We start from the raw sequence: 24,540 nt of genomic DNA, 5'->3' as shown, positions 1-24,540 counted from the left end.
CGATAGGCGGGCATTACCAGGCCCGCTCAATAACAAAACAAATGAGGGCGTGAAAATGGTGTTGAACAAACGTGCAACCGCGATGCTGTTCGCGGGTTTGCTGGCCACGGCCACTCACGCGGCCCTGGCGGCCGAAAGCGTCAATTTCGTGAGCTGGGGCGGTAGCACCCAGGATGCGCAAAAGCAGGCGTGGGCCGATCCTTTCAGCAAGGCCAGCGGGATCACTGTGGTGCAGGACGGTCCCACCGACTATGGCAAGCTCAAGGCCATGGTCGAGAGCGGCAACGTGCAGTGGGACGTGGTAGACGTGGAGGCTGACTTCGCCTTGCGCGCCGCCGCTGAAGGGCTGCTCGAACCCCTGGATTTTTCGGTGATCCAGCGCGACAAGATCGACCCGCGGTTTGTCTCCGACCATGGCGTCGGCTCGTTTTTCTTCTCCTTCGTACTCGGCTACAACGAGGGCAAGCTCGGCGCTGGCAAGCCACAGGACTGGGCCGCGCTGTTCGACACCAAAACCTACCCCGGCAAACGTGCCCTCTACAAATGGCCAAGCCCTGGCGTGCTCGAACTGGCGCTGCTGGCTGACGGCGTTCCCGCCGACAAGCTCTACCCCCTGGACCTGGACCGCGCCTTCAAGAAACTCGACACCATCAAGAAAGACATCGTCTGGTGGGGCGGCGGCGCACAGTCCCAGCAACTGCTGGCCTCGGGCGAAGTCAGCATGGGTCAGTTCTGGAACGGCCGCATTCATGCCCTGCAGGAAGATGGCGCACCCGTAGGCGTAAGCTGGAAACAGAATCTGGTGATGGCGGACATCCTGGTCGTGCCTAAAGGCAGCAAAAACAAAGGCGCGGCGATGAAGTTCCTGGCCAGTGCCAGCAGCGCCAAGGGCCAGGCCGACTTCTCTAACCTGACCGCTTATGCACCGGTGAACATCGACAGTGTGCAGCGCCTGGACTCAGTGCTGGCGCCCAACCTGCCGACGGCGTATGCCAAGGACCAGATCACCCTCGATTTCGCCTACTGGGCCAAGAACGGTCCGGCCATTGCGACACGGTGGAATGAATGGCTAGTCAAATGAAAATGACGGCAACCACGCCGACCGGGAGCGCCCTCGGCGTTGCTGGCGCAGTTTCCTGCAAACCAGGTGCGCCATCCCTGGCGCAGCGCTGGCGGGGGTCGAGCAACCTGATCCCGGCGCTGCTGTTCCTCGGCCTGTTCTTCCTCGCGCCGCTGATCGGCCTGTTGCTGCGCGGCGTGCTGGAGCCCGTACCGGGCCTTGGCAACTATGAGCAACTGTTCGCTAACTCGGCATACGCCCGGGTACTGCTCAATACCTTTTCGGTGGCCGGCCTGGTGACCCTGTTCAGCCTGTTGCTGGGCTTCCCGCTGGCCTGGGTGATTACCCTGGTACCACGCGGCTGGGGGCGCTGGATCCTGAACATCGTGCTGCTGTCGATGTGGACCAGCCTGCTCGCCCGCACCTATTCATGGCTGGTATTGCTGCAAGCCTCCGGGGTGATCAACAAGGCACTGATGGCGATGGGCATCATCGACCAGCCGCTGGAGATGGTGCACAACCTGACCGGCGTGGTGATCGGTATGAGCTACATCATGATCCCGTTCATTGTGCTGCCATTGCAGGCAACCATGCAGGCCATCGACCCGATGATCCTGCAGGCCGGCTCCATCTGCGGTGCCAGCCCTTGGACCAACTTCTTCCGGGTGTTCCTGCCGCTGTGCCGACCGGGGTTGTTTTCCGGCGGCTTGATGGTGTTTGTGATGTCCCTCGGTTACTACGTCACCCCGGCGCTGCTCGGCGGCGCGCAGAACATGATGCTGCCTGAGTTCATCATCCAGCAGGTGCAGTCGTTCCTCAACTGGGGCCTGGCGAGTGCCGGCGCCGCATTGCTGATCTTTATCACGCTGGTGCTGTTCTACTTCTACCTGAAGCTTCAGCCGGAATCCCCGGTTGGCGCCAGCAACGCGAGGTAAGCCGTCATGCTCCTGACTTCCAATGCCATGAGCCGCAGGATGCGCCTGGGCCTCTACACCACCACCGGCATGATTGGCCTGTTCTTGCTGTTGCCGATCGTGTTCATCGTGTTGCTGTCGTTCGGCTCGTCCCAATGGCTGGTGTTCCCGCCACCGGGCTGGACGCTGAAATGGTACGGCCAGTTCTTCTCCAATGCCGACTGGATGAACGCGGCGGTAGCGAGCCTCAAGGTTGCGGTACTGACCACCGTGTTCGCCGTGGCGCTGGGCCTGCCCACCGCATTTGCCCTGGTGCGTGGGCGATTTCCTGGCCGCGAGTTGCTCTACGGCCTGTTCACCCTGCCGATGATCGTGCCGTTGGTGATCATCGCGGTGGCGGTGTACGCACTGTTCCTCAAGCTCGGCTATACCGGCACGATGTTCGCCTTTGTAGTGAGCCATGTGATTGTCGCGCTGCCGTTCACCATTATCTCGATCATCAACTCGCTGAAGCTGTTCGACCAATCGATTGAAGATGCGGCGGTGATCTGCGGCGCATCGCGCCTGCAGGCCGTATTCAAGGTGACATTCCCGGCGATTCGCCCGGGAATGGTGGCCGGCGCGTTGTTCGCCTTTCTCGTCTCATGGGACGAAGTGGTGCTCAGCGTGATGATGGCCAGCCCGACCCTGCAAACCCTTCCCGTAAAAATGTGGACCACCCTGCGCCAGGACCTGACGCCTGTGATTGCCGTCGCCTCGACGTTGCTGATCGGCCTCTCGGTGCTCGTCATGGTCATCGCCGCCGCCCTTCGCCGGCGCACAGAAACCCGCGCTTGAGCGCCCAGGAGCAAGACATGAGTGCAGTGATCCAAGATACCGCGCAAAACCATGGCCAACCCCTGGTCAGCTTGCGCAACCTGAACAAGTACTACGGTGAATTTGCCGCCGTGGATAACATCTCGCTGGACATCAAGGACGGCGAATTCCTGACCTTCCTCGGCTCCAGCGGCTCTGGCAAAAGCACCACCCTGTCGATGCTCGCAGGCTTTGAAACGCCAAGCAGCGGCGAGATCCTGGTGAGCGGCCAATCCCTGGTCAATGTGCCGCCGCACAAACGCGACATCGGCATGGTGTTCCAACGTTACTCGCTGTTCCCGCATTTGTCGGTGCGCGACAACATCGCCTTCCCCCTGGCGATTCGCAAACTGGCCAGCGCCGAGCGCGAGAAGCGCGTCGACGCCATGCTTAAGCTGGTGCAGCTTGAGCAATTTGCCCATCGCCGCCCTTCGCAACTCTCCGGCGGCCAGCAGCAACGCGTCGCCATCGCGCGGGCGCTGGTGTACGAGCCGCGCATCCTGCTGATGGACGAACCCCTCGGCGCCCTCGACAAAAAACTGCGTGAAGACCTGCAGGACGAACTGCGCCAATTACATCGGCGCCTGGGCATCACCATCGTCTACGTAACCCACGACCAGGAAGAAGCCATGCGCCTGTCCCAGCGCATCGCGATTTTCAGCCACGGCAAGATTGTCGGCCTGGGCAGTGGCTACGACCTGTACCAGAACCCGCCAAATGCGTTTGTAGCCTCGTTCCTCGGTAACTCCAACTTCCTCAAGCTCAAGGCGCAGGGGAATGCGGTGGCATCGTTTGAAGGCCAATCGCTGTCGATCCGCCTGACCAGCGGCTTGCAAACCGAGCAGGAGGTGCTGTTGATGGTACGCCCGGAAAAAGCCTTGGCGCTGAGTGTCGAGCAAGCTACCGAGCAGGCATTGGCGGCGGGTTGGAATGAGGTGTCAGCGATTGTAGGCGAGGTGCTGTTCCTCGGCGAAAGCCAGACCTGCACCGTGAAAACCCTTGGCGGCACCTCGATGACAGTCAAGGCGTTGTCTGCTGCGGGCATGCAACTCAAGGCCGGCGACCCGGTGCGCGTGCGCTGGGCCACGGCGGATGCTTGCGTCTATACCGCATGGGCTGAAAGCGATCTGAACAAGGCCGCCGGCGCCCATTGAGTCACCCTTGGGCCGCCACAACGTCGGGTTGTGGCGGCCTTTTTTTGCCTGCTAACATTGGACCTGGCCGGATGTCATTGATCATCAAGCCAGCTTGCTACAAGGATACGGCTGCATCGGCAGGCCTTAACTGCAGATAAAAAAATGCCCGGCATTGGCCGGGCATTTCAGTTCATTCGATGATCAGTCGGTATAGCCCAACTTTACCGTCCTCATCTTCCGGCTATGCTCGCGCGTCGCCAGGCAGTAATACAGCGGACACGTCACCACCAACCCCACCAGCCACGACAGGTCTGCGCCCTCTACCAGATTGGCCCATGGCCCCACGTACAGCGACGTATTGGCAAACGGCAGTTGCACGATGATGCCGATGAAATACGCCACGATCGCATGCAGGTTAAAGCGTCCGTAAACCCCGCCGTCCGCCTGAAAGATCGACGCAATGTCATAGGCGCCACGCTTGATGATGTAGAAATCGATCAGGTTGATCGACGCCCACGGCACCAGCACCAATAGCAGCGCAAGGATCAGGCCGATAAATTGCGAGATGAAGTCCGCCGACGCGCCCAATGCCACCACGCAGCATCCGGCCAGCACCACGCTGGACAGCACCACACGCACTTTGATGCCGGGTGTCCACTGGCTGGCGAAGGTCTGGATCGAGGTGATGATCGACAGCACCGCACCATACAGATTCAGGGCGTTGTGGCTGATGATATTGAGCAGAAACAGCACCATCAGGATCGACCCCAGCCAGCCGGTGGCTTGCTTGACCGCGACCATCGCCTCAGTGCCTTCGGGTGTCGCCAGGGCGGCGACCAAGCCAAAGGAGAACGACAAAATGGTGCCGAGAGTGGCCCCCAGGTAGGTGGCGACAAAGGGTCGGGTGATGCCGATATCAGCCGGCAGGTAGCGCGAATAATCGCTGGTATAGGGGGAGAAGCTGATCTGCCAGATCACTCCCAACGACACCGTCGCCAGCCAGCCGGCCGGATTGAAGCCGCCACGGGTGAGGAAGTCTGCCGGCAGGTCGTGGGAAAAAATGTAGAGGAAACCCGCCAGCAATGCGCTGCCCATCACCCAGGTGCCGATGCGGTTCAGGGTATGGATAAAGCGATAGCCGATCACGCCAATGGCCGTGGCGCTGAGCGCGCCGATCAGGATGCTGGCCGGCACCGGTACCGACGGCACGATGCCGACGATGGACTTGCCCGCCAGCACAATGTTGGAGATGAAAAAGCCAATGTAGATCAGGGCCGCGAAGAAAACGATCAGCAGCGCTCCGTAGCGCCCGAACTGACCCCGGCTCTGCACCATCTGCGGGATGCCCATGCGCGGGCCCTGGGCCGACGCGAGGGCAATGACAATACCGCCGAGCATGTGCCCGAGGGCAATCGCCAGCAGCCCCCACACCAGGTTGAGATGGAACACCTGAGTCACCATAGCGCCGGTGACGATGGGCAGCGGTGCAATGTTGGTGCTGAACCATAGGGTGAACAGGTCGCGGGCCTTTCCATGGCGCTCCGCGAGGGGGACGTAATCGACCGTGTGATTCTCGATCAGGGGATCTTGCCGGGACATCTGGGGCATGGAAATGAACTCGCGTTTGTCTGATCTTATAGTTGTTTGACGCCAAACCGGGGGAGCTCTCTGGCCACCCCCATACGAACACCATATTATGGTATTCCAACATTTTCACAAGACTGATCCGTAGTCCTGGCACGCATCTGATCCGCTATTGTGCCACACGGCCCCTCTTCATTCAGCGGGCTAACCCCCGTATTCATTGGCTATAAGACCAAAGGTCAACGTTCATCGGCCGCCTGAAAAAGCCCTTGATTAGATTGTATTACGGTATACCATCAGACCTACAAATCTATAAAATCCGCTTCACCCTACGAGGACCGTCCCATGATCGATGCCGCCATCTACAAACAAGTGATGGGTTCGTTTCCGTCCGGAGTCACCGTGATCACCACGCTCGATGATGACGGGCAGATAGTCGGACTTACCGCCAGTGCGTTCAGCTCGTTGTCCATGGAGCCGGCCCTGGTGCTGTTCTGCCCCAACTACAGTTCCGACTCCTATCCGGTGCTGATCAAGAACCAGCGCTTTGCCATTCATGTGCTGTCCGGTGGGCAGCAAAGCGAAGCCTATGCTTTTGCGCGCAAGGGCAAAGACAAGGCGCAGGGCATCGAATGGACGTTGAGTGAACTGGGCAACCCGATCCTCGCCAATGCCACGGCGGTGATCGAGTGCGAGTTGTGGCGTGAGTATGAAGGCGGTGACCATGCAATCATGGTCGGTGCGGTGAAGAACCTGATCGTGCCCCGGCAGAACGCCGGGCCACTGGTGTATTGCCACGGCAAGATGGGCGCCCTGCCCGCCATTGCCTGATCGTTAGCGTTGCAGGCGCCCGGCAGCCCGGGCGCCCACCGGTCAGGTGCGGAAGCGGCTGACCAACTGATTCAACGTCTGAGACAACGTCGTCAATTGCTGCGCATCCTGGCGCGTGGAATCAGCCAGGCTCGCCACCAACTGTGCATCCCCGTGAATCTGGCTGATGTGCCGATTGATGTCTTCAGCCACCTGGTGCTGCTCTTCGGCAGCCGTTGCGATTTGCGTATTCATGTCGCGGATCACGTCCACCGACTCGCGAATCAACCCAAAACTGGCCCGTGCGTCGTTGATCGACACCACCGTTTCCTGGGACACCTCCAGGCTGGCATGCATTTGTTTACCCATCTGATGGGTACGCCGGGCGAGGTTGCCCAGCAGCCCGTCGATCTCGCCGGTGGAGTCCGACGTACGCTTGGCCAGGGCCCGCACTTCGTCTGCCACCACGGCAAAACCACGCCCCTGTTCACCGGCTCGGGCGGCTTCGATGGCAGCGTTCAGCGCCAGCAGGTTGGTCTGTTCGGCGATGGAGCGGATGGTGCCGAGTATCGACTGGATGTCGTTGCTGTCTTTTTCCAGTTGCTCCATGGACTGGGCGGAGTGGCCGATTTCCTCACTCAGGCGCCCTACGCTGCTCACTGCTGCGTCGATCTGCTGCTGGCCGGTGTGCGCCTGGCGCTGTCCGTTGTCGGCAGAGTCGGCGGCCTGGCTGCAGGAGCGCGCGACTTCATTGGAGGTGGCGACCATCTCATGAAACGCGGTGGACACCATGTCCACGGCCTCCCGTTGGCGTGAGGCGACCTCAGCCATTTCCACCGAGACCTCCATGGCACTCCCCGAACTGCTGTGGATCTGCCCGGCCGCCTGGCCGATGCGCTGGATCAGCGTGCGGATCGCTTCGAGGAACTGGTTGAACCAGCCGGCCAGTTGTGCCGTCTCGTCTCGCCCTTTTACCGGCAGACGCGCCGTCAGGTCTCCTTCGCCCTGGGCGATGCCTTCCAGGCCGCTGGCCACACCACGAATCGGCTTGACGATCAGCCCGGCAAACCAGGCGCCCACCACTGCAAACAACACGGCACACACCAGGGCGATCGCCGCGATCAGCCAGGTCAGGCGCGCCGCGCCGGCCATCACTTCACTTTCCCGCACCACCCCGACAAACCGCCAGCCCAATGCCCTGGACGGCCAGACAAACGCCATGTAGCGCTCGCCTGCCAACTCGACCTGCACCAGGCCCTGCCCAGCCTCGCTCAACTGCCGGTAACCCTCGCCCAACTCACTAAGTTTCTTGAAGTTGTGAGACGGGTCATTCGGGTCCACCAACACGGTGTTATTGGCTTCCATCAACATCAGGTAGCCGCTGTCACCCAGCTTGATCTGTTTGACCAGGTCGGTCAGTTGCTTGAGGGAAACATCGATGTTCACCACCCCGCTCGCGTTGCCCTGGCGGTCATTGAAGCTTCGCACCGTACTGACCAGCACCACGTCATCGGCGGCCCAGTAATACGCCTCGGTGCGCAGGGTCTTGCCCGGTTGCGCCATGGCCGTCTTGTACCAGGGCCGGGTGCGCGGGTCGTAGCTCGCCAGCTTCGGGTCACCCGGCCAGAATACATAGCCGCCATCTTCAGTACCCAGTGACAGGTAGGTGTAGGCCGAATGACTCTTGGCCAGGCCCTCGAACAGCTTGAACAACTGCTGATCGCGCTCGCCGAGTGCGACTTGGGCGGCGTCGCTGGCCAGATAGCGTTTCACATCGCCGTTGATACTTTGCAACTGCGGATGCGCCGCCAGGTAGGCGACGTTCTGACTGATACCTTCAAAAAACAATTGCATGGCATTGTCGACCTGGCGAATCTCGCGTTCGCTGCCGTCGATAAAGCCGTCCCGTGCCTCATGGCGCACGTTGAGGATGATCATCACTGCCACCAGAATGACTGGCAGGCTGGCGATCACCGCAAAGGCCAGGATCAATTTTTGTTTTATGTTCATCTAGCTCGCCTTCCTTGTGAAGTGAATGTGCGACCGCTGGAGAGAAAAGTTTTGCAGATATTCCGTATTATGGTATACCAACAATCAATCCGCCGAATAGCCTTCATCACTGGCAAGCTTCACATTGGCGAGAGCACCTAAGGGCCCGCAGTCGACAGGCCGATCACAATAGATCCGAGGTAAGCGTCATGAAATTTTCCCTGTTCGTGCACATGGAACGCTGGGATGAAAGTGTCAGCCATCGCCAGTTGTTCGAAGACTTGACCGAACTGACCCTGATGGCGGAAGCCGGTGGTTTCAGCACCGTCTGGATTGGCGAACACCACGCCATGGAATACACCATCTCGCCCAGCCCGATGCCGCTGCTGGCTTACCTCGCGGCCAAAACCACCACCATTCACCTGGGCGCCGGTACCATCATCGCGCCGTTCTGGCACCCACTGCGGGTGGCAGGCGAATGCGCGCTGCTCGACGTGATCAGTAACGGACGCATGGAAGTCGGCCTGGCCCGTGGTGCCTACCAGGTGGAGTTCGACCGCATGGCCGGCGGCATGCCCGCCTCATCCGGCGGCCAGGCGCTGCGCGAGATGGTGCCGGTGGTACGTGCGTTGTGGAAAGGCGACTATGCCCATGACGGCGACATCTGGAAGTTCCCCACCTCCACCAGCGTGCCCAAGCCGATCCAGCAGCCCAACCCGCCGATGTGGATTGCCGCACGCGACCCGGACTCGCATAACTTTGCGGTAGCTAATGGCTGCAACGTGATGGTCACGCCGTTGATGAAGGGCGACGAAGAAGTCCTCGACCTGAAAAATAAATTCCAGGCTGCCCTGGACAACAACCCGGATGTGCCACGCCCACAACTGATGGTGTTGCGTCACACCCACGTGCACGCGGTAGACGACCCTGACGGCTGGAAAGTCGGGGCCAAGGCAATCGCCCGATTCTATCGCACCTTTGATGCCTGGTTCGGCAACAAGACCGTGCCGGTCAACGGCTTCCTTGACCCGAGCCCGGAAGAAAAATTCGCCGGGCGTCCGGAGTTTGAACTGGAAAGCCTGCACAAGACCGCAATGATTGGCACGCCTGAAGAAATCATCCCGCGCATCCAGTACTACCAGGAGCTGGGTGTGGACGAGTTCAGCTTCTGGTGTGATAACAGCTTGCCCCACGCGGAGAAGAAAAAATCCCTTGAGCTGTTTATCAAGCACGTGGTGCCGGCATTTCGCTGAGGGTAATGCCTGAACCGCACACAGCGCCGGCACTTGCCGGCGTTGTTGTTTCGGGTGGCGGGAATGCGGCATGTGCTTCGGGTCGAGGAGATGTATACGATGCCGGACCGGGGTGCTCCGCCCAAAAACCGCTGTGCCCACTGCCCGTATTCCATGTACTCAAAAATGTACTTAAAAAAGTGGCTGGAGACGGATTTCAGTAGTTTTGCGTAGAAACGAAAAAAGACGCCGAAGCGTCTATTCCTTAAATTACAGGCAAAAAAAAGCCACTCTATTGAGTGGCTTTTTCTTTGTGTTTGGAGCGGGAAACGAGACTCGAACTCGCGACCCCGACCTTGGCAAGGTCGTGCTCTACCAACTGAGCTATTCCCGCGTCTTGGTGATGCGCATTCTATAGAATCCTCATCACCCGTCAACCCCTTGATTCAAAAAAGTTTTATTTCTTTTCAACCTCGGTGCGCAGATGCGGCCAGGCGGCGCGCAAATATTGCAGCATGGACCACAAGGTCAGGCCCGCAGCGATCAGCAGCAAGGCGTAGCCCAGCAATACCCAGAAGGAGAAATCCGACGGGTTGGCCAGCAGGATCACCAGGGCGAGCATCTGCGCCGCGGTTTTCCATTTGCCCATGTTGGACACGGCCACGTGGGCTCGGGCGCCGATTTCGGCCATCCACTCCCGCAGGGCGGAGACCACGATCTCCCGACCGATGATCACGGCCGCCGGCAACGTCAGCCAGAGGTTGCCGTGTTCCTGCACCAGCAGCACCAGGGCGACCGCTACCATCAGTTTGTCGGCCACCGGGTCCAGGAACGCGCCAAACGGCGTGCTCTGTTCCAGGCGACGGGCCAGGTAACCGTCCAGCCAGTCGGTGGCGGCTGCGAAGGCAAACACCGAACTGGATGCCATGTAGCTCCATTCGTACGGCAGGTAAAACAGCAATATGAAAATCGGTATGAGCAGGACGCGTAGTACGGTGATCAGATTAGGGATATTCATCGGCACAACTGGCTACGAGGTGAGAAGGCATTCTACTCGCTGTGCAGATTTGCATAAATCAACTCTGCGAGCTTTTTACTGATACCGGGAGCTTTGGCTATTTCTTCGATGCTGGCACGGGACAGCTCCTGCAAGCCACCAAAATGTTTTAACAAGTCCCGCCGCCGCGTTGGCCCGACCCCCGCCACCCCTTCCAGGGTTGAGGTACGCCGGGTCTTGCCACGTCGGGCGCGGTGGCCGGTGATGGCGAAACGGTGGGCTTCATCGCGGATCTGCTGGATAAGATGCAGCGCCGGGGAGTCGCCCTTCAAAGTGAACTCATGGGCGGCATCATTCAAGTACAAGGTTTCAAAACCGGCCTTGCGGGTGGCCCCCTTGGCCACGCCGAGCAGGATCAGGTCGGGCACCGCCAGTTCATTGAGCACGTCGCGGGCCATGGATAGCTGACCCTTGCCACCGTCCACCAACAGGATGTCCGGCAGCTTGCCCTCGCCGTCCTTCAGTTTGCTGAAGCGGCGGGTCAGGGCCTGGTGCATGGCGGCGTAGTCATCGCCCGGGGTGACGCCTTCGATGTTGTAGCGCCGGTAATCGGACTTGATCGGCCCTTCCGGCCCGAACACCACGCAGGAAGCCACGGTAGCCTCGCCGCTGGAGTGGCTGATGTCGTAGCACTCCAGGCGCTGGGGCGGCTCGTCGAGCTTGAGCACTTCGGCCAGGGCGTCAAACCGCGCGGCGACGTGCTGGCGGTTGGCCAGACGTGCGCCCAGGGCCTGTTCGGCGTTGGTTACGGCCAACTGCTGCCAGCGCGCACGGGTGCCGCGCACGCGGTGGCTGATGTCCAGCTCGCGGCCACGCAGTTCGTGAATCGCTTCGATCAGCGCCGGGAAGTCCTCGTGCACCACGTTGACGATCAGTTCGCTCGGCAGGTCGCGCTCGGGGCTGCTGACGTAGTACTGGCCGAGGAACGCCGCCATGACTTCGGCGACCTCCTCTTCTATACCGGTCTGGGGGAAGAAGTTCTTGCTGCCCAGCACCCGGCCGCCGCGCACGCTGATCAGGTGCACACAGGCGCCGCCCGGGTTGACGAAGGCGGCGATGACGTCGACGTCACCGGTGCCGCCCTCCATGCTCTGCTGGTCCTGCACGCGACGCAGCAGGGAGATCTGGTCGCGTAGCTCTGCGGCGCGCTCGAAATCCAGGGTGCTGGCCGCTTGCTCCATGGCGCCGGACAGTTCATCGGCCAGGGCATTGCTGCGGCCTTCGAGGAACATCACCGAGTGACGCACGTCCTCGGCATATTCCGCAGGCTCAACCAGGCCCACGCACGGCGCCTTGCAGCGCTTGATCTGGTACTGCAGGCACGGGCGGTTGCGGTTCTTGTAGAAACTGTCTTCGCACTGGCGCACGAAAAACGCCTTTTGCAGCAGGCTCAGGCTTTCGCGGATGGCGCCAGCGCTGGGGTAAGGCCCGAAGTACTTGCCCTTCTGCTTCTTGGCGCCACGATGGATGCTCAGGCGCGGAAAGTCGCCGTCCGAGAGAAACACGTACGGGTAGGACTTATCGTCACGCAGCAGGATGTTGTAGGGCGGCCGCCATTCCTTGATCAGCGTCTGCTCAAGCAGCAGCGCCTCGGTTTCATTGGCGGTGATGGTGGTTTCCACCTGGGCGATACGCGCCACCAGTGCCGCCGTCTTCGTTGCCAGGCCCGTCTTGCGGAAGTAACTCGCCAGGCGGCTCTTCAGGTTCTTGGCTTTACCGACGTAGAGCAGGCGCGCTTCGCTGTCGAACATGCGATACACGCCGGGACGGCCACTGCAGGTTGCAAGGAACGCACTCGGATCGAATTGGACCTTTATTTCAGGAGCTGTCATTTCAGGCGCTGGCATCTACCATGCCGTGGCGTACCGCCAGCAGGGTCAATTCAACATCACTGCTGATGGAAAGCTTTTCGAAAATCCGATAACGGTAGGTGTTCACGGTTTTCGGCGACAGGCACAGCTTGTCGGAGATCGACTGGACTTTCTGACAGCCGACAATCATCAGGGCGATCTGGATTTCCCGCTCCGACAGCGCATCGAACGGCGAGTCGCTGGTGGGCTGGAACGACTTGATCGCCAGCTGCTGGGCAATCTGCGGGCTGATGTAGCGTTGGCCGGCAAATACCAGGCGAATGGCCTGGACCATTTCCGCCAATCCCGCGCCTTTTGTCAGATAGCCAGCCGCGCCCGCTTGTAGCAGCCGTGTAGGAAAAGGATCTTCCTCACACACGGTCACTACCACGACTTTGATATCCGGATGGCTGCGCAATAACTTTGTAGTGGCGCCAAGACCGCCGATCCCGGGCATCTTGACGTCCATCAAAACCACATCGGGCTTCAACTCCCGGGCCTTGATCAGGGATTCCTCCCCTGACTCGGCCTGGCCGACTACTTGCAGGCCATCGATGTCAGCCAGCATTCGTGTAATGCCTGTACGAACGAGATCATGGTCATCGACTACTAGCACCCTAATCAAGCAGACACCTCGCGATATGGTCTTATAGGTTGCTGAACACCTTAGCAAAAAACCACGGCGCAGACCTAGCTGCAAGCGTCATATATATAGAGTTTCAATGCACAACGGGCCGCCGCCGAGTGGCGGGCGGCTCAATTTCCTGGGTAAAAGGTCAGGAATCCGGGGCCGATGACCGGTTTTTTCCATTGGTGGAGAGTGAATGCTCGGCCAGGGTAGAGGTCAGGCGATGGATTGCATCCTGGTCTTCCTTGAACATCGCACGGTAGTTGCCCAGCACTTTTTCTTCGATTTGGCTCAGATTTTCCAGTTGGGTCGGCGTCGGCGTGCCGGTCAACACGTACAGGATATCGACACCTTTTTCTGCCACGCGGGACAAGTAATCGGCCTTGGGCGCACGGCCGCCATTTTCGTATTTCCCCTGTGCGTTAGCTTCTACACCTCCTATTTCACCAAAAGTTTTCTGCGACAGGCCAAGTCGCTCTCTTTCTTGCCTTAACCGGAAACCGATTCCACTCATTTGGATGTATGATCCTATTTGGCACACCCCAAGAGGTGACACACTCATCTCGTTTTACACAAACTTGAACGGTTTTGAACTATGCCCGGTATTCGCACTGCTGCACAAGCCAAGGCTTGGCTGGAACATCAAGGTAAGTCTGTTCAAGCGTTCGCCCGGGAACATGGCGTGGACCCGGCAACCACTTATCAAGTGCTCGCTGGGCGCAAAAAGGGACGGCGGGGAGAAGCCCACAAGGTCGCGGTCCTGTTAGGCATGAAGGACGGGATCATCCCGGTTGAGGACGAAACCGTAAGGCAAGATCAGGAAGTCATTTCTTGAAGTCAGTATGCGCTTATTAAAACCAAGTGCCTGTTTTCCCAAAATTGGCAGTACTCACACCTGATCACGGCCGGCAATTGCGCTCCATGCGCCAGAAGCAATCCTCCGCATCTACGATTTCCAGGCCCTTGCGTTGATACAGCCGTCGCGCCGGGTTGGTCTTGAAAACGGTCAACCGTAAAAGACCCAGCCCTTCCGCGCGCGCCTTGTACACCATCTGCTCGATAACCCAGCCGCCAGCCCCTTGATGACGAAACGCCTCAAGGATGTGCAGTTCGCGGATATACAGTGCCTTGGGGTCACGACTGATGCTGATGAAACCCAGCACCTCGTTATCGCGACAGATCAGCCAGTTTTCTCGTCCGGCCCAGGCGGTATCGAAACCGGCATCGGACCACGACAAGTCGTATTGGCGATAATAATTACCCATGGCCTGGTGGGTCAGGGTCCGGGCGAAGGCCAGGTGTTGGCTGGTCGCGGCCTGCAGTTGAAACGCCATGTGCCTGAACTCCCTAGATTGCCACCTGTTCTCCCTGCCACTGGCCGCCGGTGTCGCGTCGTGCAATCACCAGCGTATCGCCTACACCCGGGCTAGCCGCGATCAAACCACCGTCGGCGCCCCAGATTGCGCTGCGCCCGGCGCAGGCCCAGCCACCGGATGGACCGCCGTGGTTGGCCATCAGCACCAGCATCCGGTGCTCGGCGGCATAGCCCTGTAGCAAGGCGGTGTCCGGCGCGTAGCCGCCTTCGCTGATCAGCACACCCGCAGCGTAGATGTTCGCCCCGTCCTCGGCAGCCTGTCGAGGGTGGCTGGCGTGGGAAAAATCCGCGCATACCGCCAGGGCGATCCGGTCGTCCCCCCATTCAAGGGCCGCCCCGCCCTGCCCCGCAGCAAACGCCACGTCTTCACCGGAATGCAGATGCTGCTTGGTATAGACCGCCACCGAGCCATCCGGCCCCAGCACCAGCGCACCGATCAACACCTCACTGGCGCCCCCCAGGCGAATCGGCATGCCCACCACCGCGGTAATGCGCAATTCACGGGCCATCTCCCGCAGCGGCGCCAGCGCTTCATCGCCGGGCGCGATCGCCAGCCCGGCGGCCAGTGACGGTTCATAGCCGGTCAGGGACAGTTCCGGAAACACCAGCAACTGCACGCCGTGCTCCGCCGCCACGCGCATGAAAGCCAAGTGACGAGCGATATTGCCGGGCACATCGCCTGCAACGGAAATGGATTGGGCAGCAGCAATCGTCAAGGCCGTCATGGTCGCATCCAGGCAATCATCGTGAAGTCCGTGCAGCATATCGACACTTGGGTCATAGCCGTAAGTACCCACACTCAATAGAAATTACTGATTGAATCCACCCGCTCGCCTCAGTTAAGCTCCCCCCATCATTTGGAGACACACCATGTTGCAACTCACCCACATTCAGGTTTGCCCTGCTGCCAGCGTCCAGCGCTCGGTTGTGGCTGCCCGTGTGAGCGGTTTGAGCGCACTGGTCAGCTTTTATTTTGGGTATTGGTTTAGCCACTGGCGCGCCTGATACCTGAAATCGGCGCCCACTACTCAAGGGGTCGCCTACCAGAGAAATCTAACCCCCGGTCGGCTCCCCGACCGGGGGTTTTGTTTTTTCAGCCCTTATTATTTTTGCCACACACCGAACACTTAAAGGACTCACGCCATGAACTACGCCACCTATTACCGCTACGACACCTCCACCGCCTGGCGATTTAGCAAGCTCCGTTCGGGACAGCCTGCCGCCTCCGATCGGTCACCTATTGGTGGCAAGCCAACACACGTAGCCAATACGGCCAATTGTCGAACACCCCAGTAGGGCAGAGCGTGCGGGAACAGCCCGCCGCTTGCCCAGGAAGCCCGAATATGAACGCCTCGATCGCCGCTCTGCCTGTTTCCACCCTGTCCTGCGCCAATGAAGCGCTGACCCAGCGTTTGCCCAGTGCCCTTGAGCTCAAGCACCAACTGCCCCTGAGCCCATTCCTCAACGAACAGATCCACGCCCATCGCCAAGCCGTGCGCGCCATCCTCAAGGGTGAAGACTCACGCCTGCTGGTGATTGTCGGCCCGTGCTCGATCCACGACCCGGAATCGGCCATGGAATACGCGCGCAACCTGAAAAAACTGGCCCATGAAGTCAGTGACCAGATGCTGCTGGTGATCCGCGCCTACGTCGAAAAACCCCGCACCACCATCGGCTGGAAAGGCCTGGCCTACGACCCGCGCCTGGATGGCAGCGACGACATGGCCGCAGGCCTGACCCTGTCCCGGGAACTGATGCGTGAAATGCTGCGCCTGGGCCTGCCGGTGGCCACCGAGCTGCTGCAACCGATGGCTGCCGGCTACTTCGATGACCTGCTGAGCTGGGTCGCCATTGGCGCGCGCACCACCGAATCGCAGATTCATCGCGAAATGGCCAGCGGCCTCGGCATGCCCGTCGGCTTCAAGAACGGCACCGACGGCGGCGTGGCCATCGCGTGTGACGCCATGCGCTCCGCCGCTCACCCGCACCGTCACTTCGGTGTCGACAGCCAGGGCCATCCGGCGATCATCCAGACCCCGGGCAACCCCGACACTCACCTCGTGTTGCGCGGCGGCCATCGTGGGCCGAACTACGATCGCCAGAGCGTGGCCCAGGTTCACGCCGACCTTGCCAAGAGCAAAGTCGCGCCGCGGATCATGGTCGACTGCAGCCACGCCAACAGCGGCAAAGACCCGCTGCGCCAACCGGCGGTGTTCAACGACGTGCTGGAACAGCGCCTGCAGGGCGACACCTCGCTGATCGGCATGATGATCGAAAGCCACCTGTTTGAAGGCTGCCAACCATTGAGCCCGTCGATGAAATACGGCGTTTCGATCACCGATGGCTGCCTGGGCTGGGACGGCACGGAACAGCTGCTGCGCAGCGCTGCCGAGCGGTTGCGGGCACACAATCGCGCCTGACAATGAAGATCAAATGTGGGAGCGGGCTTGCTCGCGAATGCGGTGGTTCAGCCAGCACATGCATCAACTGGCGCGCCGCTTTCGCGAGCAAGCCCGCTCCCACACTGGATCTTCATTCACTTGACTAAAGTGGATAAAGAGCCTCATCAAACTGCGCCAACTTCGGAAACACCAACGGCTGGTCATCCGCCAGCCCTTCCAATCGCTGCTGGTAACTGTGCAGGAAAGTCTGCCGGGCCTCGGCGCTGATATACGGCACATGCCACGCCACAAACGGCTCCAGCACCTCAAACCCGACATACGCCAGCGTGCCACGCAGGATCGGCCGCAGCATGTCCTCCAACGGCCCGTGAATCGCACCCTCGCCAAACATATGCTCGCGCCCGCCGAGGGTCACCGTGACCAGCGCTTTCTTGCCGGCGAGCCCGCCCTGATCATAAAACCGCTTGCCGCCGTAGCACACGCCCGACACAAGCACCCGGTCAATCCAGCCCTTGAGCATCGCGGGCGCCGAGAACCAGAAGATCGGGAAGTTGAGGATCAGCAGATCGGCCCACAGCAGCTTGTCCAACTCCTGCCGGATATCCGCCGCGATGGATTGGCTTTTCACCCCCAGGCGCTGCTCCAGGGCATACACCAGGTAGTCGGGGTTCTCCCGAGAGGTGAAGTCCGAGGCGCTGGCTACGGGATTCCAGTGCATCGCGTACAAATCACTGACCTGTACCTCATGCCCCTGCGCTTGCAGGGTAGCCGTGGCCTGGTCACGCAAGGCCGCGGTAAACGACTGCGGCTCGGGATGGGCGTGGACAATCAACACCTTCATAAAAACTCCTCAAGAAGTAAGCGCGGCCCGTTCGGCCAGCAAATGGTCGAGCCAGTCGGGGTCCATTTCCGGCTCCGATGAAAACAGCAGGCCGGTGTAGTCCTGATACGGCGGGGTGAAGATCGCGCTGCGGCTGCCCTGGTCCACCACCCTGCCCCGCTGCATCACCACCACTTCGTCGGCAATGGCGCGCACCGTGGCCACGTCATGGGTGATAAACAGGTAGCCCACGCCCAACTGCTGCTGAATGCGGTTGAGCAGTTTCAGCACGCCCTCGGCCACTAACTGATCCAGGGCCGAGGTCACTTCGTCGCAGATGATCAATTGTGGGTCGGCCGCCAGGGCGCGAGCGATGCAGATACGTTGCTTCTGGCCGCCGGACAGCTCACGGGGCTGACGCTCCATGAAGGTGGCCGGGTCCAGCTCGATCATCTCCAGCAACTCGGCGACTCGGGCGCGCATGGCCTTGCCCTTGAGGCCGAGGTAGAAGGTCAGTGGCCGGCCAATGATGTCGACGATGCGCTGGCGCGGGTTCAGCGCGGTATCGGGGATCTGGTAGATCATCTGGATCCGTCGCAACTGCTCCTTGCTGCGCCGACGAAAGTCCGCCGGCAACGCTTCACCGTCATACAGCACCTGCCCCGCCGTAGCCGGCAGCAACCCGGTAATCAAGCGTGCGGTGGAGCTTTTGCCGCTGCCGGACTCACCGATCACCGCCAACGTCTGGCCGCGATGCAAGCTCATCGACACGTCATGCAGCACCGGCTGATGCCCGTAGCTGGCGCACACCTGACGCACTTCCAGCAACGGCATCTGCTGCTGGGGACAGGCCTTGGGCTCGGTGCGAAAGCTGCGCACCGCCCACAGGGACTTGGTGTAGTCCTGCTGCGGGGCGCTGAGCATGGTGCGGGTCTCGGCCTCCTCCACCAGCTTGCCGTGGCGCAGCACCATGATGCGGTCGGCCATCTGCGCGACCACCGCCAGGTCATGGCTGATATACAGCGCGGCACTGCCGAAGGTTTTCACCGCATCGCGAATCGCCGCCAGCACTTCGATCTGGGTGGTGACGTCGAGGGCGGTGGTGGGTTCGTCGAAGATGATCAGGTCGGGGTGGCAGGCCATCGCCATGGCGGTCATCACCCGTTGCAGTTGCCCGCCGGACACCTGATGCGGATACCGTTGACCGATGGTTTCCGGATTGGGCAGGCGCAGCACGCGGTACAACTCCACCGCATCCCGTTCAGCCTGGGCGCGACTGATACCGCCATTGATCACGGCGGTTTCCACATGCTGGTCAATCAGCCGGTGGGCCGGGTTGAACGACGCGGCGGCGCTCTGCGCAACGTAGGCAATCCGCAGTCCTCGAAGCTTGCGCAAGGCTTCGGGTTTGGCCTGCAGCAGCTGAATGCCGTCAAAGCACACCGAGCCACCGGTGATGCGGCAACCGTCGCGGGCAAAGCCCATGGCCGCCAGGCCCAGGGTTGATTTACCCGCGCCGGACTCGCCAATCAGCCCCAGTACCTCACCCCGTTGCAACGTCAGGTCGATACCCTTGATCAACGGATGCCAGGCATCCTCGTAATGCCCTTCGATCTGCAGGTTGCGGATTTCCAGCAGTGGCTTGTCCATCCTCAACACTCCTTCAGGCCGCTGGATTTATGCAGCATCCAGTCGACGACAAAATTCACGCTGACGGTGATCAACGCCACCGCCAGGGCCGGCAGCAACGGGCTGATGTCGCCGAAGGTAATCAGCACCGCATTGTCGCGGACCATGCTGCCCCAATCGGCGGTGGGTGGTTGAATGCCCAGGCCAAGGAACGACAGCGCGCTGATAAACAGGAACACGAAACAGAACCGCAGGCCGAACTCGGCAATCAATGGCGCCGCGGCATTGGGCAGCACTTCGCGGGTGACCAGCCACCACAGCCCTTCCCCACGCAGCCGTGCGGCTTCGACGAAGTCCTGCACCACCACGGTCATCGCCACGGCCCGGGACAGGCGAAACACCCGGGTCGAATCCAGCAGTGCAATCACCAGCACCAGCGAGGTGGCATTGGTGCCCACCACGCTGAGGATCAGCAAGGCGAAGATCAGTTGCGGGATCGCCATCAGGATATCCACCACCCGCGACAATCCCTGGTCGACCCAGCCGCCCTTGATCGCGGCTATCAAGCCGCTCAAACCGCCCAGCAAAAACGCCAGCACCGTGGTCAAAAAAGCGATGCCCAGGGTGTTGCGCGCGCCATACACCAGGCGGCTGAACATGTCCCGCCCGAGGTTATCGGTGCCCAGCAGGAATTGGCCGCTCCAGGGCGCAAACCCGTCACCCACCACCTGGGTTTCCCCGTAAGGTGCGAGCACCGGCGCAAATAACGCCACCAGCACGTACAGCACGATGACCAGCAGGCCGAACTTCGCGCTCAACGGCGCCCGGGCCACTTGTGTGAGAAGGCTCATGGTCTACCCCTTGGGATGCATCAGGCGTGGGTTGGTGGCGATGGACAGCACATCGGCGCCGGTATTGAGCAGGATGTAGGTGGCGGCAAAGATCAGGCTGCACGCCTGCACCACCGGGATATCGCGCTTGGACACCGAGTCCACCAGCAACTGGCCGAGGCCCGGGTAGACAAACACTACTTCCACCACCACTACGCCCACCACCAGGTACGCGAGGTTGAGCGCGATCACGTTGACGATGGGCGCCAGGGCATTGGGCAACGCGTGGCGCCAGATAATCCGCGACTGGCTGATGCCCTTGAGCCGGGCCATTTCAATATACGGGCTGGCCAGCAGGTTGATCAGCGAGGCGCGGGTCATGCGCATCATCTGCGCGATCACCACCAGGCTCAGGGTGGCCACCGGCAACACCGAACGTTCGAGAATGGTGGCGAATGAGGCATCCGGCGCCAGGTTGGACAGGCTGGGAAACCAGCCCAGCTTGACCGAAAACACCAGGATCAGCAGGTAGGCGACGAAGAACTCCGGGAACGACACCGCACTCAGGGCCGAGGTGTTGAGCAGGCGGTCGAACCAGCTGTTGCGGTACAGCGCGGCGAGCATCCCCAGCACCAGCGCCAGGGGCACCGAGACCAACGCCGCCAGTGCCGCCAGGCGCAAGGTGTTGCCCAGGCGTGCGCCGATCAGTTCGGCGATGGGCCGCTGGTTGGCCAGGGAAGCGCCGAGGTCGCCGTGCAGGAGGCGCAGCAGCCATTGCACGAACCGGCTCAGGGGCGGCAGGTCCAGGCCCAGTTGGGCGCGAAAGGCGGCGACGGTTTCCGGCGTGGCGGACTGGCCGAGCATGGCCTGGGCGATATCACCGGGGAGCATGCCGACCGCCAGGAAGATGATCACCGAGACGGCGAACAACGACAGCAGGCCAAGGGCGAGGCGTTGGAGTACCAGTTTGAATAGGCTATTCATGTTCGGTTCTCATGAGTGGGGCATGTTCTCGAAGGCGACAAATGTTCAATGTGGCAGCGGGCTTGCTCGCGAAAGCGGTGTGTCAGCCAATACAGATAGAGACTGACCCACCGCATTCGCGAGCAAGCCCGCTCCCACATTTGATTTGTGGCGTATCTGAAATCTTCACGCCTGCCACCACCGCTCGATCAACCGCAACCCATCCAGTTCCCCATACGGCGCCGTCAGCGGTCCATGGCTGACGCGGTTCGAGCGGGCCGCCACGGAGCTGGCGAACAACGGCACAATCGCCCCGCCGTCGTCCCGGCACAGGCTCTGCATTTCGTTGTACATCTCCTGGCGCAGCGGCGCGTTCATCTCGCCCCGCGCTGCGTTGAGCAACTGGTTGAAGCGGTCGTTATCCCAATGGGTTTCGTTCCACGCCGCGCCCTTGGCGTAGCCGATGCTGAACATGCGGTCGGCAGTCAGGCTGCTGTACCAGAACGAGGTGGTGAACGGCTGCTTCATCCAGATATTGGAGAAATAGCCATCCGCCGGCTCGCGCACCACGTCGATATCAATCCCGGCCTGGCGCGCCTGCTCCTTGAACAGCACCGAAGCATCCACCGCGCCGGTGTAGGCGGCATCGGAAGCTTGCAGGCGCACCTTCAGCGACTCCACACCGGCCTTGCGCAGGTAGAATCGCGACTTGTCCGGGTCGTAGGTGCGCTGCTCCAGGGCGGCGTTGATGAAGCGGCTGCCCGGCTGGATCGGATGGTCGTTGCCCACCAGGCCATAGCCATGCAGCACCGAGGCCAGCAGGGTTTCGCGGTTGATCGCATGCTTCATCGCCATGCGGATGTCGTTGTTCTTGAACTCGTTGCTGTCGCACAACATCGGGAAGGTGTAGTGCTGGGCGCCCTTGGTTTCTTCGATGACCAGCGTGGGATTGCGCTTGAGCAGGGCTACGGTTTTCAGGTCGACCTTGTTGATCACGTCGACTTGCCCGGTGACCAGCGCATTGACCCGCGCTGCGCCGTCGGCAATCGCCAACAGCTCGGCGCTGGCGAAGTGTGCCCTGCCCGGCTTCCAGTAATCCGGGTTGCGCTCCAGGTCCATGCGTACGCCCGGCTCGAAGCTTTTCAGGCGATAACCGCTGGTGCCGATCCCGGCCTGCCAGTCGGCGGCGCCGTCCTTGGCGGGCATGATCACCAGGTGGTAATCGGCGACCACATAGGCGAAATCGGCATTGCCCGAGTGCAATTCGAACACCACTGCATCGCTGCCCTTGGCGCTGACACTGGCCACATCGCCGATCACCGTCTTGGCCGCCGAGGTGGAGTTGGCTGCCAGGTGATGGTTGATCGAGGCCACCACGTCGTCAGCGGTCAGGCTTTTGCCGTTATGGAAGGTCACGCCCTGGCGCAGCTTGAAGGTCCAGGTGCGCGCGTCGGGCGTCGACTCGAAGCTTTCGGCCAATTCGGGGATGGCGCTGCCGTCCACCGCGATTTCCGTGAGGGTGTTGTACACCGCCGAAAAGCCGACGAAGGTGAAGGTGTCTACCCAGGATCCCGGGTCGCGGGAGTCGGTGGTGCTGCCGCCGGCCAGGCCCATGCGCAGCACGCCGCCCGGCTTGGGCGTGGCCTCCTCGGCAAAGGCCTGCAGCGGCAGGCCCATGGAAAACGCGGCGGCCACGGCACCGGCTACGGCGCTGTGCTTGAGGAAGTCCCGCCGGTGCATCGCTTGAGTCATTTTGTTGTTGTTTTCGCTCATGGTGTTGCTCCTCTAAAGGTTCACACAGGCATGCTTCAACTCGATCAAGGTCACGCCGTTGCGCTTGAAACCGTTACGCAAATCCGTCTGCAGCTCATCCAGGTTCTGTGGCTCGCTGACCGTGCAGCCGAACGCCCGCGCCAGGGCGGCAAAGTCCGGGTTGCGCGGCAGTACGCCGATGGGTTCGATGTCCAGGTTCAGCATGTCGTCGCGAATCTGCCCCAGGGCGTCGTTGTTCCAGAGCAACACCACCAGCGGGCTGTCCAGTTCTTCCACGGCCGTGGCCAGTTCCTGGGCGGTGTAGAGAAAGCCCCCGTCGCCCACCAGCACCAGGCCGGGCCGTTGCGGTGCGCCGAACTTGGCGCCGATACCGGCCGGCAGGCCATAGCCCAGGGTGCCGTAGCCGGTGGGATGCAGCCAACTGCGGGTGGCGTTGCTGGGAAAGGCGTAGTTGCCGGTGTAAGCCAGTTGGGTCATGTCGCTGCTGATGAAGGCATTGGCGGGCAACTCGGCGGCCACGCGGTCGAGAATCGCCTGGTGAATGCGTTGCAACGGACCATGGCCGCTGCTGACTGCCTGGCGTAACGTCGCGACCGCAGCGGTGGCGGCATCCGCGTTGCGCGGCGTGGCTGGCAAGCGTTCCAGCAAAGCCAGCGTCGTTTGCTGGGCATCACCGCGCAACGCGACGGCGCAAGGATAGAAATCGTTGAACTTGCGCGGGTCGATATCCACCCGCAGCAGCTCGCCATTAATCGGCAGGCGTTCACGCCAGAAGTCGGTATCGGCCATTTCGGTGCCGATGGCCAACACCACATCCGCCTCGGCGATGAGCTGCCAGCCGGGCTCGACACACAGGGTCGAACCGGCATTCAGCGGATGCTCCACCGGCAACAATCCCTTGCCGGCGACACTGCTGAAAAACGGCGCCGCCAACTGCGTACTCAAGCGCTGCAAGGCATCGGCCGCCAACAGTGCACCACCACCGGCAATGATCATCGGGCGCTTGGCCGCGGCCAGTTTTGCCACTGCCTGATCAAGGCTTTCAGCCGATGGCAAACCGCGTCCGGGACGGCGCACCACCTCATTGCTCCAGTCCCGTTTGATCGGCGCCGACAGTACATCCAGCGGCACCGAAATATGCACCGGGCGCGGTCGCTCACTGTCGAACACCGCGTAGGCCCGCGCGATCAACTCCGGCAAATCCTCGGCACTCAACGCTACTGCCGAAAACGCAGTGATGGGCGCGGTCATCGCCCGCTGGTCCTGGGTTTCATGCAGGCAGCCCCAGCCTTTGCCGAGGCTGGCGGTGTGGTTGACGCTGGAAATCACCAGCAACGGAATCGAGTCGGCATACGCCTGGCCGATCGCCGTCGCGGCGTTGGTCACCCCCGGCCCGGTGATGATGAAACACACCCCCGGCTTGCCGCTGACCCGCGCATAACCGTCGGCCATAAAGCCGGCGCCCTGCTCGTGGCGCGTCAGTACGTGGCGAATGCCGCTGCCCGGCAAGCCGCGATACAGCTCCAGCGTGTGCACGCCGGGAATCCCGAACACCGTGTCGACACCATAGTTGGCCAGCAATCGCACCAGGGCCTGGCCGCCCGTCAAGGTTTTGCTTTGCATTGTCATCTCC

At 61.2% G+C, this 24,540-nt stretch carries 23 protein-coding genes, 1 tRNA gene and 1 pseudogene; 9 read left to right on the top strand and 16 right to left on the bottom strand.

What is annotated here, in order from left to right; genetic code table 11:
- Positions 1-55 precede the first annotated feature (55 nt).
- Genes C0058_RS12440 through C0058_RS12425 form a run of 4 tightly spaced genes read left to right on the top strand, consistent with a single transcriptional unit; the run spans position 56 to position 3,983 of the window.
- A complete protein-coding gene (locus tag C0058_RS12440; RefSeq protein ID WP_087694314.1) occupies positions 56-1,081 on the top strand; it encodes an ABC transporter substrate-binding protein in 1,026 nt (341 codons plus the stop codon).
- Positions 1,078-1,995, top strand: a complete 918-nt coding sequence (locus C0058_RS12435) for an ABC transporter permease (RefSeq protein WP_168197505.1) — start codon at positions 1,078-1,080, stop codon at positions 1,993-1,995. Before C0058_RS12440 ends, C0058_RS12435 begins: the two co-directional genes overlap by 4 nt.
- A 6-nt stretch (positions 1,996-2,001) precedes the next feature.
- Positions 2,002-2,811, top strand: a complete 810-nt coding sequence (locus C0058_RS12430; protein WP_087694306.1) for an ABC transporter permease — start codon at positions 2,002-2,004, stop codon at positions 2,809-2,811.
- A 17-nt stretch (positions 2,812-2,828) separates the two neighbouring features.
- Positions 2,829-3,983: an ABC transporter ATP-binding protein gene (locus tag C0058_RS12425; RefSeq protein WP_102368698.1), complete on the top strand. Its 1,155-nt coding sequence runs from the start codon at positions 2,829-2,831 to the stop codon at positions 3,981-3,983.
- Positions 3,984-4,166: 183 nt separating this feature from the next.
- Here C0058_RS12425 and C0058_RS12420 read toward each other — a convergent pair whose 3' ends face one another.
- The gene (locus C0058_RS12420) at positions 4,167-5,573 is read right to left on the bottom strand and encodes a cytosine permease (RefSeq protein WP_087694308.1); all 1,407 of its coding nucleotides are present in this window, start codon (positions 5,571-5,573) and stop codon (positions 4,167-4,169) included.
- Positions 5,574-5,894: 321 nt separating this feature from the next.
- On the opposite strand from C0058_RS12420, the gene C0058_RS12415 reads away from it, so the two are divergent.
- Positions 5,895-6,380 (top strand): flavin reductase family protein, encoded by a 486-nt coding sequence (locus tag C0058_RS12415; RefSeq protein WP_087694309.1) that lies wholly within the window; start codon positions 5,895-5,897, stop codon positions 6,378-6,380.
- A gap of 42 nt (positions 6,381-6,422) precedes the next feature.
- Here C0058_RS12415 and C0058_RS33230 read toward each other — a convergent pair whose 3' ends face one another.
- Positions 6,423-7,151 carry a methyl-accepting chemotaxis protein gene (locus C0058_RS33230; RefSeq protein WP_371132431.1) on the bottom strand — a complete coding sequence of 243 codons (729 nt, stop codon included), beginning with the start codon at positions 7,149-7,151 and terminating at the stop codon, positions 6,423-6,425.
- Between the two features lie 129 nt (positions 7,152-7,280).
- Positions 7,281-8,213, bottom strand: a pseudogene (locus C0058_RS33225) (cache domain-containing protein); the annotation flags it as partial.
- Between the two features lie 344 nt (positions 8,214-8,557).
- Here C0058_RS33225 and C0058_RS12405 point away from each other — a divergent pair.
- Entirely contained in the window at positions 8,558-9,601 is a 1,044-nt protein-coding gene (locus C0058_RS12405; protein ID WP_102368697.1) for an LLM class flavin-dependent oxidoreductase, read from the top strand.
- 297 nt (positions 9,602-9,898) lie between these two features.
- Here the strand turns inward: C0058_RS12405 and C0058_RS12400 are convergent.
- From C0058_RS12400 to C0058_RS12380, 5 genes are all read right to left on the bottom strand, one after another.
- Positions 9,899-9,974 (bottom strand) — tRNA-Gly (locus C0058_RS12400).
- A 63-nt stretch (positions 9,975-10,037) separates the two neighbouring features.
- On the bottom strand, positions 10,038-10,598 hold the full coding sequence (gene pgsA, locus C0058_RS12395; RefSeq protein ID WP_003208929.1) for a CDP-diacylglycerol--glycerol-3-phosphate 3-phosphatidyltransferase: 561 nt from the start codon (positions 10,596-10,598) through the stop codon (positions 10,038-10,040).
- A 32-nt stretch (positions 10,599-10,630) separates the two neighbouring features.
- Positions 10,631-12,469: an excinuclease ABC subunit UvrC gene (gene uvrC / locus C0058_RS12390; RefSeq protein ID WP_218173688.1), complete on the bottom strand. Its 1,839-nt coding sequence runs from the start codon at positions 12,467-12,469 to the stop codon at positions 10,631-10,633.
- Between the two features lies 1 nt (position 12,470).
- Positions 12,471-13,112, bottom strand: a complete 642-nt coding sequence (uvrY, locus tag C0058_RS12385) for a UvrY/SirA/GacA family response regulator transcription factor (protein ID WP_008436066.1) — start codon at positions 13,110-13,112, stop codon at positions 12,471-12,473.
- 151 nt (positions 13,113-13,263) lie between these two features.
- Positions 13,264-13,629 carry a helix-turn-helix domain-containing protein gene (locus C0058_RS12380; protein WP_023658724.1) on the bottom strand — a complete coding sequence of 122 codons (366 nt, stop codon included), beginning with the start codon at positions 13,627-13,629 and terminating at the stop codon, positions 13,264-13,266.
- Positions 13,630-13,710: 81 nt separating this feature from the next.
- Here C0058_RS12380 and C0058_RS12375 point away from each other — a divergent pair, with 81 nt between their 5' ends.
- The gene (locus tag C0058_RS12375; protein WP_003208935.1) at positions 13,711-13,950 is read left to right on the top strand and encodes a DNA-binding protein; all 240 of its coding nucleotides are present in this window, start codon (positions 13,711-13,713) and stop codon (positions 13,948-13,950) included.
- A 64-nt stretch (positions 13,951-14,014) separates the two neighbouring features.
- On the opposite strand, the gene C0058_RS12370 is transcribed toward C0058_RS12375, so the two are convergent.
- Together C0058_RS12370 and C0058_RS12365 are read right to left on the bottom strand one after the other, a co-directional pair.
- Positions 14,015-14,449, bottom strand: coding sequence for a GNAT family N-acetyltransferase (locus C0058_RS12370; protein ID WP_102368696.1), 435 nt, complete (start codon positions 14,447-14,449; stop codon positions 14,015-14,017).
- Between the two features lie 13 nt (positions 14,450-14,462).
- Positions 14,463-15,215 (bottom strand): carbon-nitrogen hydrolase family protein, encoded by a 753-nt coding sequence (locus C0058_RS12365; protein ID WP_102370246.1) that lies wholly within the window; start codon positions 15,213-15,215, stop codon positions 14,463-14,465.
- 145 nt (positions 15,216-15,360) lie between these two features.
- Here C0058_RS12365 and C0058_RS33020 point away from each other — a divergent pair, with 145 nt between their 5' ends.
- Positions 15,361-15,495: a hypothetical protein gene (locus C0058_RS33020; protein ID WP_256344006.1), complete on the top strand. Its 135-nt coding sequence runs from the start codon at positions 15,361-15,363 to the stop codon at positions 15,493-15,495.
- Positions 15,496-15,833: 338 nt separating this feature from the next.
- Positions 15,834-16,910 (top strand): 3-deoxy-7-phosphoheptulonate synthase, encoded by a 1,077-nt coding sequence (locus C0058_RS12360; protein WP_102368695.1) that lies wholly within the window; start codon positions 15,834-15,836, stop codon positions 16,908-16,910.
- A gap of 124 nt (positions 16,911-17,034) precedes the next feature.
- On the opposite strand, the gene C0058_RS12355 is transcribed toward C0058_RS12360, so the two are convergent.
- The 6 genes from C0058_RS12355 to C0058_RS12330 form a co-directional block, all read right to left on the bottom strand.
- Positions 17,035-17,733, bottom strand: a complete 699-nt coding sequence (locus C0058_RS12355; protein WP_003208945.1) for an NAD(P)H-dependent oxidoreductase — start codon at positions 17,731-17,733, stop codon at positions 17,035-17,037.
- A gap of 9 nt (positions 17,734-17,742) precedes the next feature.
- Complete coding sequence (locus C0058_RS12350) at positions 17,743-19,362, bottom strand: ABC transporter ATP-binding protein (protein ID WP_102368694.1); 1,620 nt, start codon at positions 19,360-19,362, stop codon at positions 17,743-17,745.
- 2 nt (positions 19,363-19,364) lie between these two features.
- Positions 19,365-20,192: an ABC transporter permease gene (locus C0058_RS12345; RefSeq protein WP_102368693.1), complete on the bottom strand. Its 828-nt coding sequence runs from the start codon at positions 20,190-20,192 to the stop codon at positions 19,365-19,367.
- A 3-nt stretch (positions 20,193-20,195) separates the two neighbouring features.
- Complete coding sequence (locus C0058_RS12340; RefSeq protein ID WP_003208950.1) at positions 20,196-21,155, bottom strand: ABC transporter permease; 960 nt, start codon at positions 21,153-21,155, stop codon at positions 20,196-20,198.
- Between the two features lie 165 nt (positions 21,156-21,320).
- Positions 21,321-22,907, bottom strand: coding sequence for an ABC transporter substrate-binding protein (locus tag C0058_RS12335; RefSeq protein WP_087694882.1), 1,587 nt, complete (start codon positions 22,905-22,907; stop codon positions 21,321-21,323).
- Between the two features lie 12 nt (positions 22,908-22,919).
- Positions 22,920-24,530 carry a 5-guanidino-2-oxopentanoate decarboxylase gene (locus tag C0058_RS12330; protein WP_102368692.1) on the bottom strand — a complete coding sequence of 537 codons (1,611 nt, stop codon included), beginning with the start codon at positions 24,528-24,530 and terminating at the stop codon, positions 22,920-22,922.
- Between the last annotated feature and the right edge of the window lie 10 nt (positions 24,531-24,540).

This window comes from Pseudomonas sp. NC02 (assembly GCF_002874965.1).
Lineage (GTDB): Bacteria > Pseudomonadota > Gammaproteobacteria > Pseudomonadales > Pseudomonadaceae > Aquipseudomonas.
This window is presented reverse-complemented; position numbering and strand designations above follow the sequence as displayed.